Origin of the sequence: Burkholderia sp. MSHR3999 (assembly GCF_000833595.1) — a bacterium.
Taxonomy (GTDB): Bacteria; Pseudomonadota; Gammaproteobacteria; order Burkholderiales; family Burkholderiaceae; genus Burkholderia; species Burkholderia ubonensis.
This window is the reverse complement of record NZ_JRFO01000007.1, coordinates 238,921-253,136: the sequence shown is the minus strand read 5'-3', so window position 1 is coordinate 253,136 and position 14,216 is coordinate 238,921. Positions and strand designations below refer to the sequence as shown.

Sequence of the window (14,216 nt, the reverse complement as noted above, 5' to 3'; positions counted from 1 at the left end):
GCGCTCAGGCGGCGCCGCGCACGTCGAACTCGACCTTCCAGCGCTCGTCGGTGCCGCTCGGGATCGCCTCGAGCTCGAGCGTGCCGGCCTCAGTCACGCGCGCGTGCAGCTTCACGGGCACGATCTCGCCGACCGTGCGGCCGTCGGCCGGCAGCGTCGCCTGGATCTCCTCGAGTTCCTGCAGCTCCTCCGGCGACCAGTAGTCGAGCAGCGTGCCGACCTGGTCCTGGCGGCGCACCGACGACCCGAAGAAGCGGAAATGCACCGGCTCGCCGACGACGAGGCCGAACTCCTGCGGCGGCAGCGCCGCGTCGGTGCCTTCCTCCATGCCGAACGGCGCGACGCACAGCGCCTGCACCGGCGGCTCGAGCCCCGGCACCGCCGGCATCGCCGATTCGATCGCGACGTAGTACGCGCGCGCCGTGCCGCCGCGAATCCGCACGCCGCGGCCGCGCTTCACGTAGCCGTAGTACGCGGCGCCGCGCGCGACCGCGAGGTCGAGATCCGCGCCTTCGAGCAGGCGCGCCGGCGCCGCGCCTTCCGCTCCGAGCCAGCTGTTGAGCGTATCGAGCACGCGCTGCGTCAGCAGCGTCGACTTGAACACGCCGCCGTTGAACAGCACCGCCGTCGGATGCAGGAACGTCGCACCTGCCGGCAGCGCGCGCTCGACGCCTTCGAGCGTATCGAGCGCCGCGACCTGGCGGCCGAGGAACGCCGCGAGATGGCGCGTGATGCCCGCGTCCTGCGCATACGGCAGGCCGAGCTGCGTGAGGCCGACGCGCGCGCGGCTGATCGGGCGCGCGGCCGCGTCGACCTGCGGGAAGAAGCCTTCGAGGATCGTCTGCGTGAGTTCCGCGCGGGTCAGCTCGGTGCGGATCGAGCCGCCGATCAGCTTCGAGCCGCGGCTCGGCACGACGAGCGGCACCGCGTCGGTGGACGGGTCGGACAGCAGCGTCTCCTTCGCGGCGCGGCATGCATACGTGAGCGCGCGCAGCTGCCACGGATCGGCCTGCGTGCCCTGCGTCGCGAGCTTGCGCGCGACGACGTGCGCGAGCGCGAGATCCATGTTGTCGCCGCCGAGCAGGATGTGCTCGCCGACCGCGACGCGATGCAGCTCGAGATTGCCGTCCCGCTCGACGACCGCGATCAGCGACAGGTCGGTCGTGCCGCCGCCGACGTCGACGCACAGGATCAGGTCGCCGACCCGCACCTGCTTGCGCCAGCCGCCCGCGCTCTTCTGGATCCAGCTGTAGAGCGCCGCCTGCGGCTCCTCGAGCAGCGTCATCCGCGCATAACCGGCGGCCCGTGCAGCCTCGGCCGTCAGCTCGCGCGCGGCCGGGTCGAACGACGCGGGAATCGTGACCGTCACGTCCTGGTCCGCGAACGGCGCGTCCGGATGCGCGTGGTCCCACGCTTCGCGCAGGTGCGTCAGGTAGCGGATCGAGCTTTCGAGCGGCGACACGCGCGCCACCTCCGGCGGCGCGTCGCTCGGCAGGATCGCCGCGCGGCGGTCGACGCCCGGATGGCACAGCCAGCTCTTCGCGCTCGACACGAGGCGGATCGGCGTGCCGGCGCCGCGGCTGCGCGCCATCTCGCCGACCGCGAAGTTGCGCGACGTGGTCCACGGCAGCGTAAGGTCGCCCTGCGTCAGCTCGCTTTCATGCGGCAGGTAGAGAAACGACGGCAGCAGGTCGCGCGATTCGAGCGCGCCCGGCGCGGTCAGCTGCGCGATCGGCAGCACTTGCTGCGCGATCGTCTCGCCGTCGCACGCTGCCGTGTCGACGTACGACAGCGCGCAATGGGTCGTACCGAGGTCGATGCCGATCGAATAACGGGAATCGCTCACAGTTCCACCTCCGCCGGGGCGATCACGGATGCATCGTGGCTGCCGGTCAGCTTCGGCAGGCGCACGTCGGAAACGCGCCAGCCGCGATGGCTGACGGTGCCGCTGAACGGCGCCGCGCCGACGACGTTGCCGGTCACGCGCACCGCGGTGGCGTCGAAGCCGGCCGGCAGCGTGACGCGGCTGCCTTCGGCCTCGTCGCGCACCGGCACGATCGTGAAGTGCTCGCGCAGCGCGGCGCGGCAGCCGTCGTGCACGAGGCGCGCGGCCGCGCCGATGTCGGCGTCCGCGTAGCCGGCGATGTCTTCCTCGACGAAGTCGATGAAGCGCGCGTCGCGCTGCAGCAGGCCGAGCAGTTGCAGCGCGGCCTGCGGGCTCGCTTCGCGCAGCTCGGGCGCGGGCGCCTTGACGGGCGCGGCAGCCGGGGCCGGCGCAGGCGTCGCGACGGGCGCGGCGGCCGGGGCCGGTTGCGCGGCGACGGGCGCGCCGTCGCGCACGCGCAGCACGGCGGCGGCGAACTCGCGGTTGCCGAGCACGGAGAAGAACGTGCCGACGGCAAGCGACAGCCGGCCGAAGAAGGACAGGTTGGATTCGGGCATGTGGCTTGGACTCCTGTGGGCTCGCGCGCGGCGAGCGATCTTGCCTGGGCGGCGGGCGCGGAGCGCGCGAAGGCGCGCGGCCGCCGCCCGGAGCGCGATTCTGGGCCCCCTCGCGGGGTGCGGAAAACCCGTATTTTGCCCTGTGGCGGGCGAATGGTGCGGAAGTTGGGGGACGGAACATGCCGGCGGCCACCCATACAGGCCGCTACACGGTCGACATCAGCCTGACGATTTCACGCAGCAGATAGTTCGCCGCCGGGCCGAGCCGCCGCCCCGCGCGGGTAATCACGTAGCGATCGAACGTGCGCGCGATCGGGTGGTCGATCGGCACGGCCTTGACCTGGCCGGCGGCGATCCGCTCCTGCGCCGCGCCGCGCGTCATGAATGCGACGCCGAGGTTCTGCGCGACGATGGCTGTGGCCGTCGAAAACCGGTCGCAGCGGAACGCGGGCACGTACGTCTGCCCGATGTCGGCCAGGATCGCGTCGACGTGTGCCTGCAGCCCGAACTCCGCGGGCATGAAGACGAGCCGCTCGTTCGCGAGCGCCTCCATCTTCACCGATTTGCGCGACGACATCGGATGGCCGGCCGCGAAGATCGCGCATAACGGCTCGCTCTGGAACAAGCGCGCGTTGAGCGTCGGATCGGTCGACGCGCCGATGGACACGCAGATATCGACGAGATCCTCCCGGACCATCGAAATGAGTTGCGGAAGCGAGCCGGTGCGCAACTCGACGACGATGCCGGGATACTTGTCCAGGAACGGCTTGAGCGCGACCGAGACCAGGCTCGTCACGATCCCCTCGCCTGCGGCGATCGTGACCTGCCCGCGCTGCAGGCTGCGATACGCGTCGAGCTGCGCGCGAAACCGGCGGGCGTGACGTTCGCAGTCGCGAAAGTAGTCGACCGCCATCTGCCCCGCTTCGGTCAGCTCCATTTTTCGGCCCCGGCGCGTCACGAGCGACAGCCGAAGCTCGCGCTCGGCAAGCGCGACCTGCCGGCTGATCGTCGACACGTTCACATCGAGGCTCAAGGCCGCCTGACGCATCCCGCCGTACGTCGCGATCGCGACCAGGTACTGCAGCGTGCGCTCCGACAGGCTCGATCCGAAGGGTTCCAATTGGGGGACTCCAGTGTTGCGTCCAATGCAACATTTTCGCAGCCCGGGACGCAACTTTCCACGCGGATTTTCGCCGATACTCGGCCCCGGAGACGGTCGGGGGATGCGGAAATCCTCAACGCCCGATAAAGAACAGAGTGGTTCGCAAACGAGCGCATCGATGGAGGAGAACATGAACGACGCCAGTCGGCCGGTTGACAGCATGGAGCACCCGCTACAGCCGCCTCGCGCAATCGCGAGCAGGGAGACGATCAGTCCCTATGTGCTGCTCTTCTTCATGCTGGCGGCGGCGGCGCTGGCGACCTGGGTCGTGCCCGCCGGCGAGTTTTCCCGGACGGTCAGCAACGGCATCAGCTTTGCCGTTCCGAACAGCCTGAAACCGGTCGCGCAGCATGCGGTGATGCCGGGCGAGATGTTTGTCGCGCTGGCCCGGGGGATGATCCAGTCCGCGCCGATCATTTTCCTGATCCTGTTCACCGGCGGCGCATTGGCCGTGCTCGAAGCGACGGGCGCCGTGCGCGGCACGCTCGCGCTGCTCGCCCCGGGAGAAGGGGCGCGGGCGAACTTCACCGTGATCGCCGTTTGCGTGATTTTCTCGCTCCTCGGCACGCTCGGCGTGGTGACGAACTCGGTCGTCGCGTTCGTTCCGCTCGGCCTGCTGCTGGCGGTGTCGATGGGCCTGTCGAGGGAGATCGGGGCCGGCCTGATCTATCTGGGCACCTACGCCGGCTTCAACACGGGCCTCCTCAATCCGGTGACGACGGGATTGTCGCAACGCCTGGCCGGCCTGCCGATGTTTTCCGGCATGACGTTCCGGGTGTGCGTCTATGTCGCGTTCGTGGCGGCCACCGTCGTGTTTCTCATCGCCCGCATCCGCGCACATCGGACGCGCGGCTCGGCCTGCCACGCGCCGGCGCCCGGCGCAGCCCTGCCCCGCGTGTCGTCGCGGCGGCTCGACGCACGCCAGATCGCGGTCGTCGTCATCGTGCTCGCCTGCCTGTCGGTGTTCGTCTACGGGTCGTCGACGCGCCACTGGGCCGAGCAGGAAATGATCGCGATGTTCGTCGTCATGGCGATCGCCTCGGGGATCGTGAGCGGGATCCGGCCGGGCAGGATCGCGGACACGTTCCTCCAGGGCTGCGGCGGGCTCGTCAAGGGCGCGCTCGTCGTGGGGTCGGCGCGGGCCATCTCGATCGTCCTCGGCGACGGGAAAATCCTCGACCCGATCGTCAACCTGCTTGCCGGACTGCTTGCCCCGCTGAATGCCACGGCGGCCGCGATCAGCATGTTCCTGAGCGCCGCGCTGCTTCACGTCGGCATCTCGTCCGGATCGGGCGAATCGGCCGTGCTGATCCCGATCTTCGCGCCGCTCGGCGACGCGCTGCACCTGACCCGCCAGGTCACGGTACAGGCGGTGCTGCTCGGCGAAGGCTTCATCAACTGCTTCAACCCGACTTCCGGCGTCCTGATGGCCGTGCTGGCGACGTCCGGCATTCCCTACGTCAAGTGGGTGCGTTTCGTGGCGCCGCTGCTGCTTGCCTGGTTCGTCGTCTGCATCGCTGCGATCGCGGCAGGCGTCGCCGTTCATTGGGGCCCTTTCTAGCCCGCTTTTCTTCCGGATCGAACATGCTATTCCCCGACCTCAGCACCCTCTCCGACCTGCAGCCGCTTGCCGACGACATGCGCAGGCTCCGCTACACGCTGCATTGCTGCCCGGAACTGGCGTTCGAGGAAGTCGAGACCGCCCGGCTCGTGGCGAGCCGTCTCGAGGAATACGGCTACGCGGTCGAGACGGGCATAGCCGGCACCGGCGTGGTCGGCACGCTGCGACTGGGCACGAGCGAGCGCAAGATCGGAATCCGCGCGGACATGGACGCATTGCCGATCGACGAACTCAACACGTTCGGGCACAAGAGCGTCCGTCCGGGGCGGATGCATGCGTGCGGCCACGACGGGCACACCGCGATGCTGCTCGGCGCGGCCCGGCACCTGGCGCAGCGCCGACGCTTCGACGGCACCGTGAACCTGATCTTCCAGCCGGCGGAAGAGCGAGGCTACGACAGCGGTGCCAAGCGGATGGTCGAGCAAGGGCTCTTCACGCGGTTTCCGTGCGACGCGGTGTTCGCGATGCACAACCATCCGGGCGCGCCGGCAGGCACGTTCATGTTCCGCAAAGGCAACTTCATGGCCGCGGGCGACCGCGTCTACGTGAAGATCGCGGGCAAGGGCGGGCATGCCGCCCGCCCGCATCTGGCCAACGATCCGATCGTCGCGGCCGGCAGCATCGTGATGGCGTTGCAGACCATCGTGTCCCGCAACGTCGACCCGACCCGATCCGCCGTCCTGACCGTCGGAAAAATCGCGGGCGGATCGGCCCCGAACGTGATTCCGGGGGAGGTCGAGCTGAGCATCAGCGTGCGCTCGTTCGACACGGACGTCCGCCGGATGCTGAAAGAGCGCATCACGAAGCTCGTGCGCGCGCAGGCCGACAGTTACGGCGTCACCGCGACCGTCGATTACGTGGCGGGTTATCCGATGGTGACGAACACCGACGCCGAAACGGAGCTGGCGATCCAGGTCGCGAAGGAACTGGTCGGCGCGGATCGCGTGACGGAACAGATGGACCCGCTGATGGGCAGCGAGGACTTCGCGTACATGCTGCAGGAGTGCCCCGGCGCATTCCTGCGGATCGGCAATGGCCCGAACGACGGCGGGAATACGCTGCACAGCGCGACCTACGACTTCAACGACGACAACCTGGTGGTCGGCTCCGCGTTCTGGGCCAGGCTGGTCGAACGCTATCTGCCGATCCGGTAGGCGGACGCGCGGTCCCCTACGACGCCGCCCCCAACCGCTTCGGCACGCCCGTCACGATCGTCGCGACCGCGACGGCCAGCACGACCGCCACGCCGACGAACACCCCCGCCGCGCCGTTCGCATCGAACACCACGCCGCCCGCCGCCGCACCGGTCGCGATCGCCAGCTGAACCGCCGCGACGATCAGCCCGCCCGCGCTCTCCGCCTCATCCGGCACCGTGCGCGTGACCCACGTCGACCACGCGACCGGCACGCCCCCGAACGCCATTCCCCACAGCGCGACCAGCACCGCGTCGGCGAGCGGCGCGCGGCCGAGCGCGACCAGCGCGACGCCGAGCACGACCATCAGCGCGGGCATCGCGATCAGCATCGGCCGCAGCCGGTGCTCGAGCACGCGGCCGGCGAGCGACGTGCCGACGAAGTTCGCGACGCCGTAGCCGAGCAGGATCGCCGACAGCCCGTTCACGCCGACGCCCGCGACCTGCTCGAGAAACGGCCGCAGATACGTGAAGAACGCGAAATGCCCGGTGAACACGAGCGTCGTCGCGAACATCCCGAGGCCGACCGTCGGCCGCCGCAGCACGTCGACCAGCGTGCGCAGCCGCGTCGTGCCGGACGGCGCCATGCCGGGCAGCGTCGCGACCTGCGCCGCGAGCGCGACGACGCCGAGCGCGGCCGCGATCAGGAACACGTTGCGCCAGTCGATCAGGTGACCGAAATAGCTGCCGAGCGGCGCAGCCGCGATCGTCGCGACGGCCACGCCGCTGAAGATGACCGACAGCGCGCGCGGCACCATCGCGGTCGGCACGAGCCGCATCGCGGTCGCGGTCGACATCGTCCAGAAGCCGCCGAGCGCGATGCCGAGCAGCACGCGGCCGATCAGGATCGTCGTCAGGTTGGTCGCGAACGCGACGGCGAGATTGGACACGACCAGCAGCGCCGAGAACGCGAGCAGCACGCGCCGCCGGTCGATGGTGCGGGTCGCGGCGGCGATCAGCAGGCTCGTCACGAGCGCGACCGTCGCGGTCGCCGTGACCGCCTGGCCGGCGACGCCTTCCGTCACGCCGAGGCTCTCCGCCATCGGCGTGAGCAGGCTCGCCGGCAGGAATTCCGCCGTGACGAGCCCGAACACGCCGAGCGTCATCGCGAAGACCGCGCCCCACGCGGGCTCGCCGGGTGCCGCCGTCGCGCCGGCGGGCTGGTTGATCGGATTCATGCGTCGTTCCATTCCGTAAAAAGGTGCCAATGACCGCGTATCGTATGGAACGACGGCTGGACGGTCTATGACATACAATCCGCGAATATTGATCGATCGTCCGAAACCGATGGCAGACCCGCACATCGCCGCCCCGCCCGCCGCACCCGTGCCCGACGCGCACGACCTCGTCAGCGAACTGCTGCTCGGGATGCGCCTGAGCGGCGTCCAGTACCGCCGCATCCAGGTCGCGCGGCCGTTCGGCGTGCGCTTCGACAACGCGCGCGGCCGCGCGCAATTCCACTTCGTCGGGCGCGGGCCGGTGCTGCTGCGCACGTCGGGCGGCGCAACCTACCGGCTCGAAGCCGGCGACGCGATCCTGCTGCCGCACGGCGGCGCGCATGCGCTGGTGTCGGAGCCGGACGCGCCGTGCCGCGAAATCGACGGCTTCGCGGCCGCGAAAATCTGCGACACGGTCGCGTCGGTCGACGCCGCGACGCACGCCGCCGCGGGCGCGGACGCCGGCGACGCGCTGATCTTCAGCGGCTGCATGGAGCTCGATCTCGGCGGCATGCAGCCGCTCGTCGCGACGATGCCCGAGGTGATGCTGGTCGGCACGCTGCTCGCCCGCTATCCGGAGCTCCGGACGATGCTCGACGCGATGGAGCGCGAGTCGTGCACCGAGCGCGCGGGATTCGCGGGCATCCTCGCGCGGCTCGCGGACGTGGTGGCCGCGTTCATCGTGCGCGGCTGGGTCGAATGCGGCTGCGGCGCCGCGACCGGCTGGGTGCAGGCGCTGCGCGACCCGAAGCTCGGCCGCGCGATCGTCGCGCTGCATCGCGACCCGGGCCGCAACTGGAGCGTCGCCGAGCTCGCGGCCGAAGCCGGCGTGTCGCGCTCGGTGTTCGCCGAGCGGTTTCTCGCGGCGACCGGGATGACGCCCGTGCGCTACCTGACCGAGCTGCGGATGCGGCTCGCCGCGCAATGGATCGCGCGCGATCGCGAACCGATCGAGACGGTTGCGTATCGGCTCGGGTATGGATCGCTCGCGGCGTTCAGCCGCGCGTTCAAGCGCGTGGTCGGGAAGCCGCCGGGCGCGGTGCGGGGAGATGGGGAGCCCGGCGTCAGCGCAAGCAAGGACAGCTAGCGCGGCATCCATCGCCCGCCGCCGCGCGACGCGTTCCGCACGCTCAACCGGTCTGTTCGGCCAGCCTGTCGATCAACGCCGTCGCACACTGCACGGCCAGCTCTGCGCTGCGCTGCGCATCGACCGTCGCGCCGTTCGCCAGCGTGCCCTGCACGATCCGGCCCAGCAGGTCCTTCGACAGATCGGCAATCTCGTAGTCTCGTTCGGTCATGATTCGCCTCCTGCGCGCCGGCCCCTGCGGACGGCGCGCGTCCATGATGCCGGCGCACGCGCTAAACCGGGCCGGCCCGTTGCCGCGCAGACGCTCAGCGCGCCTTCGCCCGCACGACGATCTGCGCCTGCGTATCCCGCTCGATCCGTTCGAGCGACGCGCGCATCGCCGCGTAATCGTCCGGCGTGCACACCTGCCGGCCGAAATGCGCGCGCAGCCGCCGCGTGATCTGCACGACGCGCGCGCTGGCGTCGAACACGTAGTGCGACGCGAAATCGACGAAGCGATCCCGCACCGCCGTGTCGGCCGGCACGTCGGTCACGGCGACGTTCGCCGGCAGCGCGATCTGCGCGGTCTCGTCGAACGCCCCGCCGATGCAGACCCACGCCTGCGTGCGCACCGGCTCCGCGAGCCAGCCCTGCACCTGCGTCGCGATCCCGCCGGTCGGGCTCGACAGCGCCGGCACCGCGGTCGTGCCGTCCGGCCAGACGGCGTGGTCGAGCGTGCCCGTCATCGTCACGCCGAACGGCCCGGCGGTCGCCGCCAGGTCGGTGGTGACGAGGTCCGCCGTGCCGCGCAGCCCGCTTTGCCGCAGACGCTCGACGGCGAGCTGCCGCACGCGCTCGCGCGTCGCGCGGCGGAACACGTTGCGCTCGAGTTCGGCGGTCCAGCCGTCGTCCTCGACGTACGACTGGTAGCGCTGCGCGTCGAGCCGCGCGGCGTCGATCGCGAGGCGCGCGGTGCGGGTGCGCGGCTGTGTCGCGGGCGTGCGCGCCAGCACGCCGGTGTCGACGAGCAGCGCCGGCCGGTCCATCACGATCGGCGGCAGGTAGCCGAACGCGATGCCGCCGGTGGTCGTGTCGGCGTACAGCCCGAGATCGGGCAGCCACGTGATCGCGTGATTGACCGCGCCGCCGCCGTAGCCCGGCACCGACGGCAGCGTGTAGACGGCCCCGAGGTTGAGCAGCACCGGCTCGCTGCGGACGCCGACCGCCGCGAGCAGCGCGCCGAACAGCGCGACATGATCCTTGCAGTCGCCGTAGCGGTTGCGCAGGATGTCGGTCACGCGGTGCGGCGCGGCGGCGGTCTCGCCGAGAAACAGCGCGACGTAGCGCACGTTCGCCCGCACCCAGTCGTACAGGATGCGCGCCTTGTCGTGCGGGTCGGGCGCGTGCGCGGTGAGCGCGCGCGCAAGCTGCGCGACCGCGAGATCGTCCGCGCTCGGGTCCACCGCCGCGTTGCGGTAGCGCGCGGCGAACGCGGCATAGTCGGGCAGCGTCGACACCATCAGCCGGTCGCCGTCGGTCGGATAGCCGACCGCGCCGAGCTCGATCCGGTCATACGGGCCGTGACGGTATTCGAACACGTAGCGCGTGCGGCCGTTCGCGGTCACCGGCGGCAACGCGACGTAGCCGCGCGCGTCGGCATGAAGCGGCATGTCGGCCGGCACGTCGAACACCAGCCGCTGGTAGTCGACCGGATCGCGCGACGGCTCGACGAAGTAACCGAAATATCCGGGATTGAGCGGCCGGGTCCTCACCTTGCGGAACGCGACGCGCGTGCGCGAGCCGGCTTCGACGCCGGGGAACACGACCGTGCGCAGCACGCCGTCCTGGAACGTCGGCGCGCCGGCGGAGCGCGGCTCCTGCACGTCGCGGATCGCGTCCGGGCCGACCGGATGCGCGACGCCGTCGCGATCGATCGTCTGCGCCGCGAGCAGGTCGACCTTCTCGAGGTCCTTGTCGAACCACACGTAGCGCTGCGCGATCGCGTCGATGCCGTTCGCGTCGTTCGCGCGCAGCGTCGCGTCGTCGTGCTCCTCGAGCGAGCCGTCGCGCTGGATCACGAATTCGTGGACGTCGCGCTCGAGCGTCGTCGGCGGGGTGTCGTCGATGCCGGCTGCCGGCGGCCGGGGCGCGGCCGCGTCAGGCGCGGACGGCGACGCATGCGCGCCGCACGTCGTCAGACAGAAACAGGCAACGCCGAGCAGGCGGACCGGAATGCGCATCGGATCGAACCTCGCGGCACGGTGGCCGGTGAGACCGCGGCCGAACGGCCGCCTTCGCCGACAGACTACGCCAATCGGCCCGCCGCCGCAGCGATGCGGCATCGGGCTGCCGCCGGCTCCGACGGCGGGCATCCCGGGGTCGAACCGGAATTCGCGCGGCGCCCGCCTCGGCCGCTGTCCCCGGCGGTCATCTGCGTCATTTCGCGGCATATACTGCAAACATGACCCGTTAAGCGCAAAGCCTGCCGCGATGCACCGAAAGCGACGGCGAGGAGCGGGCGAGGAGGCGGCCATGGCGATCATCAACAGCGACTATGAAGTCGGCTTTCTTGTCGTCGTTTTCACGTTGCTCGGCGTCATCCTGATCGGCGCGCTGCTGATCAGGCTGCATCTGGGGCGCTGGCATCCGCGGCTGATCGGCGCCGCGATCGGCGCGCTGATCGGCATTCTTCTGGTCGAAGCGGTGCCGATGCTGACCTGAGCGCACGCGCCGGCCCGCGCGATGCACGGACGGGCATGACGATGCATCGACGCGGCGCGGCGATGCGCAATCGCGCGGCGCACGCGTTTCGTCGATCCTTCCGGGGGAGGCAGCATGGAACACAGCATCGTGCAAATCATCGTGATTCTCATGATCGTGGCGCTCGCGCTGCTGTTCGTCATCCAGCGGCGCAGTCGCGACCGGATTCGCGAGCGGCTGCTGCACCGATCGTCGCGGCGGTCGCATCGGTCGCATACGCACCATCATCACCCGTGATCCGGCATGCCGCGCATGGGCCGGCCGCAGGTCCGGACATGCCGGAATCCTGAACAACGCTTTCACCCGCCCGTGGCCTCGCCGCAAAAAAGACGGCCGGCGAGCCGTGCGTCACACGACGCCGGGCCGTCGGCCTTTCGGCGGAGGTCGATCATCATGGCGGCCACAATACAGGCCGCCGCCTCCGTGCTTCGGCGAGCGCGCCGCGCCCGCCTACATCACCCACATCACGTTCCGCCCCTGCTTGCAGGCTTCGCGCATCATGTCCAGCAACGGCCATGCGCGCTGCGCAAGCTCGCCCGTATGCGGCGGGCCGTCCGTGTGCAGCATCCGCGTCGAGCGCTCATGGGCGTTTTCCCGGGCGGTGTCCTCCCGGATCGCCTGTTCCAGCCGCGCGATCGCGCCGGGCAACTCGTCGGCGAGAATCACGCCCCGGACATCGAGCGTCTTGCCGGCCAGCCCCAGCAGATAGTGCGCCAGATCGCGCAGCATCACGATGTCGGGTGCGGCGGATGACCGAAACGTAACCACCATCGCGCGCTCCTTGCGTGTGTGCCGCGGCGCGGTCTGCCCCTCCCGGGTCAGGCATTCGAACGGCCCGCGGGCCTGTTTCGATTTTATGTCGCGCCGTGATGCATGCAAGCGAATAGGGCCTGTTCCCGCTAATAACGGGCTTGCGAACGTGCGTTGCCGGTCGCAGTGCAAGGAGCACGGAGCGCCGTTTGGCCGAGCCAAACAAGCGACGCGCGACGCCGCAATGCGGCCGGCAACGCACGTTCCCCTGATCTTAAAAATTCATTCGTGGGGCTGGCGGCCAGCGCAAGCCCGTTATTAGCGGGAACAGGCCCTAGCCCGATACGCTATCGGCAGTCGCCGACCCGCTTGCCGCGCCAGCGCCACGCCATCGTATAGGGGCCGCCCTGCACGGTCTGCCCGCTGCCCTGCCCCTTCAGGTCGTAGCTCGTCGGCGTGACCGTGCCGGTCACCTTCGCCGTGCCGCGGCCCTGCGCGTTCGCGCACGACAGCGCGACCTGCAGCGTCGAGCCCGCATAGTCCCAGTTCGTGATCGTGCAATGGATGTTGTCGCGCTTCATCCGGTATTCCATCGTCTTGCGGATGTTCTTCGCGTCAGCCTCCGCCAGGCACTCGTCGGGCGCCTGCGTGGTCGGCAGCGGCTTGCCGTTCAACGTGTATGCAGTTTCGTCGTGCCACATGCCTGGCGACACGGTCTGGGCGATGGACGACACGGCGAAGCCGGCGAGCGCGGCGGCGATCAGGAGTCTCATGGTTTCGAAGCGGCGAAAGGACACGCGGCCGCACATGCGGCCGCCGGGGCAGGATTGAAGAACGGTTACTGCTGGACGAGCTCGACGCGGCGGTTCTGCGCGCGGCCGGCATCGTCGCCGTTGGACGCGACCGGCGACAGCGACGCAACGCCCTTCGCGACGAGGCGCGCCGGCGCGATGCGATAGGTCGTCGCCAGCGCCTGCGCGACCGCTTCGGCGCGCTTCTGCGACAGGTCGGCGTTGCGCGCGAACGCGCCTTGATTGTCGGTATGGCCGACGATGTACACCTTCAGCGCCGGGTTGCCGGTCAGCAGCTTCGCCATCTCGTCGAGCTGCGGCTTCGATTCGGGCTTGACCTGCGCCTTGTCGGTATCGAAGTAGATGCCGTACAGCGCGACCTTGCCGGTCGCCGCGAGCCCTTTCTGCAGCGCGCTCGAATCCATCACCTTGACCTGCCCGGTCTGCATCGGCTTCACCTCGACGACTTCCTCGTAGACGAGCGCGCGCTTGTTCGACGCCGAATCGTCCATGATGTGCAGGAACACATACGCATCGCCGGACGCTCGCGGCAGCTTCGCGAGGATCGTGCGGTGCTTGCCGCCGAAGTTCGCGTTGCCGCCGCCCGCCTGCCGCATCCGGCCGGAATTGATCACGATGCTCTGGAGCTCCCCACCGCCGCCCTTGCCGCATTGCTCCGCCGTGCAGCGGAACAGGATCTGGAAGCCGCTCTTCTGCAGCGCGTCGAGATAGTTGCGCTCGACTTCCAGCGTCGACCGGCCAGCGCCGATCGCGTATGAGATCCGCGTGACCTTGCCTTCGAGATTCAGGCCCTTGGCGGTCTTCTCGTCGTCGATCGGCTGGTTCGGCAGGAACGCCTCGTCGAACTGCGTCTGCGAATACGCGGTGATGGTCGCGCCCGCGAAGCGCGTGACCAGCGGATGGTCTTTCGAGCCCGGCACGTCGCCGGCGGCGCTCGCCAGCGACGAGAGCGACAGCAGCGCGGCGGCGAACAGCGCGTGGCGGCCACGGCGCGCGACACGGAATACGGACGATACTGCGTTCTTCATTGAGCCCCTCGGGAAGGATTTGTCGTTCTGTTGATGGCGACGAAGCGCGCGCATCTTATCAAATCTTTCCGAAAAAACGGGCAATTGTTTTCGTATACCGAACGTTCTGACGCATTGCGTCATGTTGAATCGTTTTCACGCTTGTGCGAGCGCCTTCCGTGCGCTT

14 protein-coding genes are annotated in these 14,216 nt (G+C 69.7%); 5 read left to right on the top strand and 9 right to left on the bottom strand.

The window, feature by feature from the left end; genetic code table 11:
• Nucleotides 1–4: 4 nt before the first annotated feature.
• From KY49_RS24765 to KY49_RS24755, 3 genes are all read right to left on the bottom strand, one after another.
• Nucleotides 5–1,846: an Hsp70 family protein gene (locus KY49_RS24765; RefSeq protein WP_042587115.1), complete on the bottom strand. Its 1,842-nt coding sequence runs from the start codon at nucleotides 1,844–1,846 to the stop codon at nucleotides 5–7.
• Complete coding sequence (locus KY49_RS24760) at nucleotides 1,843–2,442, bottom strand: DUF2760 domain-containing protein (protein WP_042587114.1); 600 nt, start codon at nucleotides 2,440–2,442, stop codon at nucleotides 1,843–1,845. The genes KY49_RS24765 and KY49_RS24760 overlap by 4 nt, the downstream gene beginning before the upstream one ends.
• 205 nt (nucleotides 2,443–2,647) lie before the next feature.
• On the bottom strand, nucleotides 2,648–3,562 hold the full coding sequence (locus KY49_RS24755) for a LysR family transcriptional regulator (protein ID WP_042587113.1): 915 nt from the start codon (nucleotides 3,560–3,562) through the stop codon (nucleotides 2,648–2,650).
• On the opposite strand from KY49_RS24755, the gene KY49_RS24750 reads away from it, so the two are divergent.
• Nucleotides 3,528–5,165: a YfcC family protein gene (locus KY49_RS24750; protein WP_231636478.1), complete on the top strand. Its 1,638-nt coding sequence runs from the start codon at nucleotides 3,528–3,530 to the stop codon at nucleotides 5,163–5,165. The genes KY49_RS24755 and KY49_RS24750 overlap by 35 nt on opposite strands.
• A gap of 23 nt (nucleotides 5,166–5,188) precedes the next feature.
• Nucleotides 5,189–6,379: a M20 aminoacylase family protein gene (locus KY49_RS24745; protein WP_042587112.1), complete on the top strand. Its 1,191-nt coding sequence runs from the start codon at nucleotides 5,189–5,191 to the stop codon at nucleotides 6,377–6,379.
• Nucleotides 6,380–6,395: 16 nt separating this feature from the next.
• Here KY49_RS24745 and KY49_RS24740 read toward each other — a convergent pair whose 3' ends face one another.
• Entirely contained in the window at nucleotides 6,396–7,595 is a 1,200-nt protein-coding gene (locus tag KY49_RS24740) for an MFS transporter (RefSeq protein ID WP_042587111.1), read from the bottom strand.
• 67 nt (nucleotides 7,596–7,662) lie between these two features.
• Here KY49_RS24740 and KY49_RS24735 point away from each other — a divergent pair, with 67 nt between their 5' ends.
• Nucleotides 7,663–8,721, top strand: coding sequence for an AraC family transcriptional regulator (locus tag KY49_RS24735; protein ID WP_042587110.1), 1,059 nt, complete (start codon nucleotides 7,663–7,665; stop codon nucleotides 8,719–8,721).
• 43 nt (nucleotides 8,722–8,764) lie between these two features.
• On the opposite strand, the gene KY49_RS38265 is transcribed toward KY49_RS24735, so the two are convergent.
• Together KY49_RS38265 and KY49_RS24725 are read right to left on the bottom strand one after the other, a co-directional pair.
• Nucleotides 8,765–8,932: a hypothetical protein gene (locus KY49_RS38265; protein ID WP_175550639.1), complete on the bottom strand. Its 168-nt coding sequence runs from the start codon at nucleotides 8,930–8,932 to the stop codon at nucleotides 8,765–8,767.
• 94 nt (nucleotides 8,933–9,026) lie between these two features.
• Nucleotides 9,027–10,940: a DUF3857 domain-containing transglutaminase family protein gene (locus KY49_RS24725; protein WP_156162599.1), complete on the bottom strand. Its 1,914-nt coding sequence runs from the start codon at nucleotides 10,938–10,940 to the stop codon at nucleotides 9,027–9,029.
• A gap of 292 nt (nucleotides 10,941–11,232) precedes the next feature.
• On the opposite strand from KY49_RS24725, the gene KY49_RS24720 reads away from it, so the two are divergent.
• Together KY49_RS24720 and KY49_RS38260 are read left to right on the top strand one after the other, a co-directional pair.
• Nucleotides 11,233–11,421 carry a hypothetical protein gene (locus tag KY49_RS24720; RefSeq protein ID WP_010096698.1) on the top strand — a complete coding sequence of 63 codons (189 nt, stop codon included), beginning with the start codon at nucleotides 11,233–11,235 and terminating at the stop codon, nucleotides 11,419–11,421.
• A 114-nt stretch (nucleotides 11,422–11,535) separates the two neighbouring features.
• A complete protein-coding gene (locus KY49_RS38260; protein WP_176727283.1) occupies nucleotides 11,536–11,697 on the top strand; it encodes a hypothetical protein in 162 nt (53 codons plus the stop codon).
• Nucleotides 11,698–11,910: 213 nt separating this feature from the next.
• Here KY49_RS38260 and KY49_RS24715 read toward each other — a convergent pair whose 3' ends face one another.
• From KY49_RS24715 to KY49_RS24705, 3 genes are all read right to left on the bottom strand, one after another.
• The gene (locus KY49_RS24715; RefSeq protein WP_042588701.1) at nucleotides 11,911–12,231 is read right to left on the bottom strand and encodes a DUF1840 domain-containing protein; all 321 of its coding nucleotides are present in this window, start codon (nucleotides 12,229–12,231) and stop codon (nucleotides 11,911–11,913) included.
• A 326-nt stretch (nucleotides 12,232–12,557) separates the two neighbouring features.
• A complete protein-coding gene (locus KY49_RS24710; RefSeq protein WP_042588700.1) occupies nucleotides 12,558–12,983 on the bottom strand; it encodes a DUF3617 domain-containing protein in 426 nt (141 codons plus the stop codon).
• Nucleotides 12,984–13,048: 65 nt separating this feature from the next.
• Complete coding sequence (locus tag KY49_RS24705; RefSeq protein ID WP_042587108.1) at nucleotides 13,049–14,050, bottom strand: OmpA family protein; 1,002 nt, start codon at nucleotides 14,048–14,050, stop codon at nucleotides 13,049–13,051.
• Nucleotides 14,051–14,216: the final 166 nt, after the last annotated feature.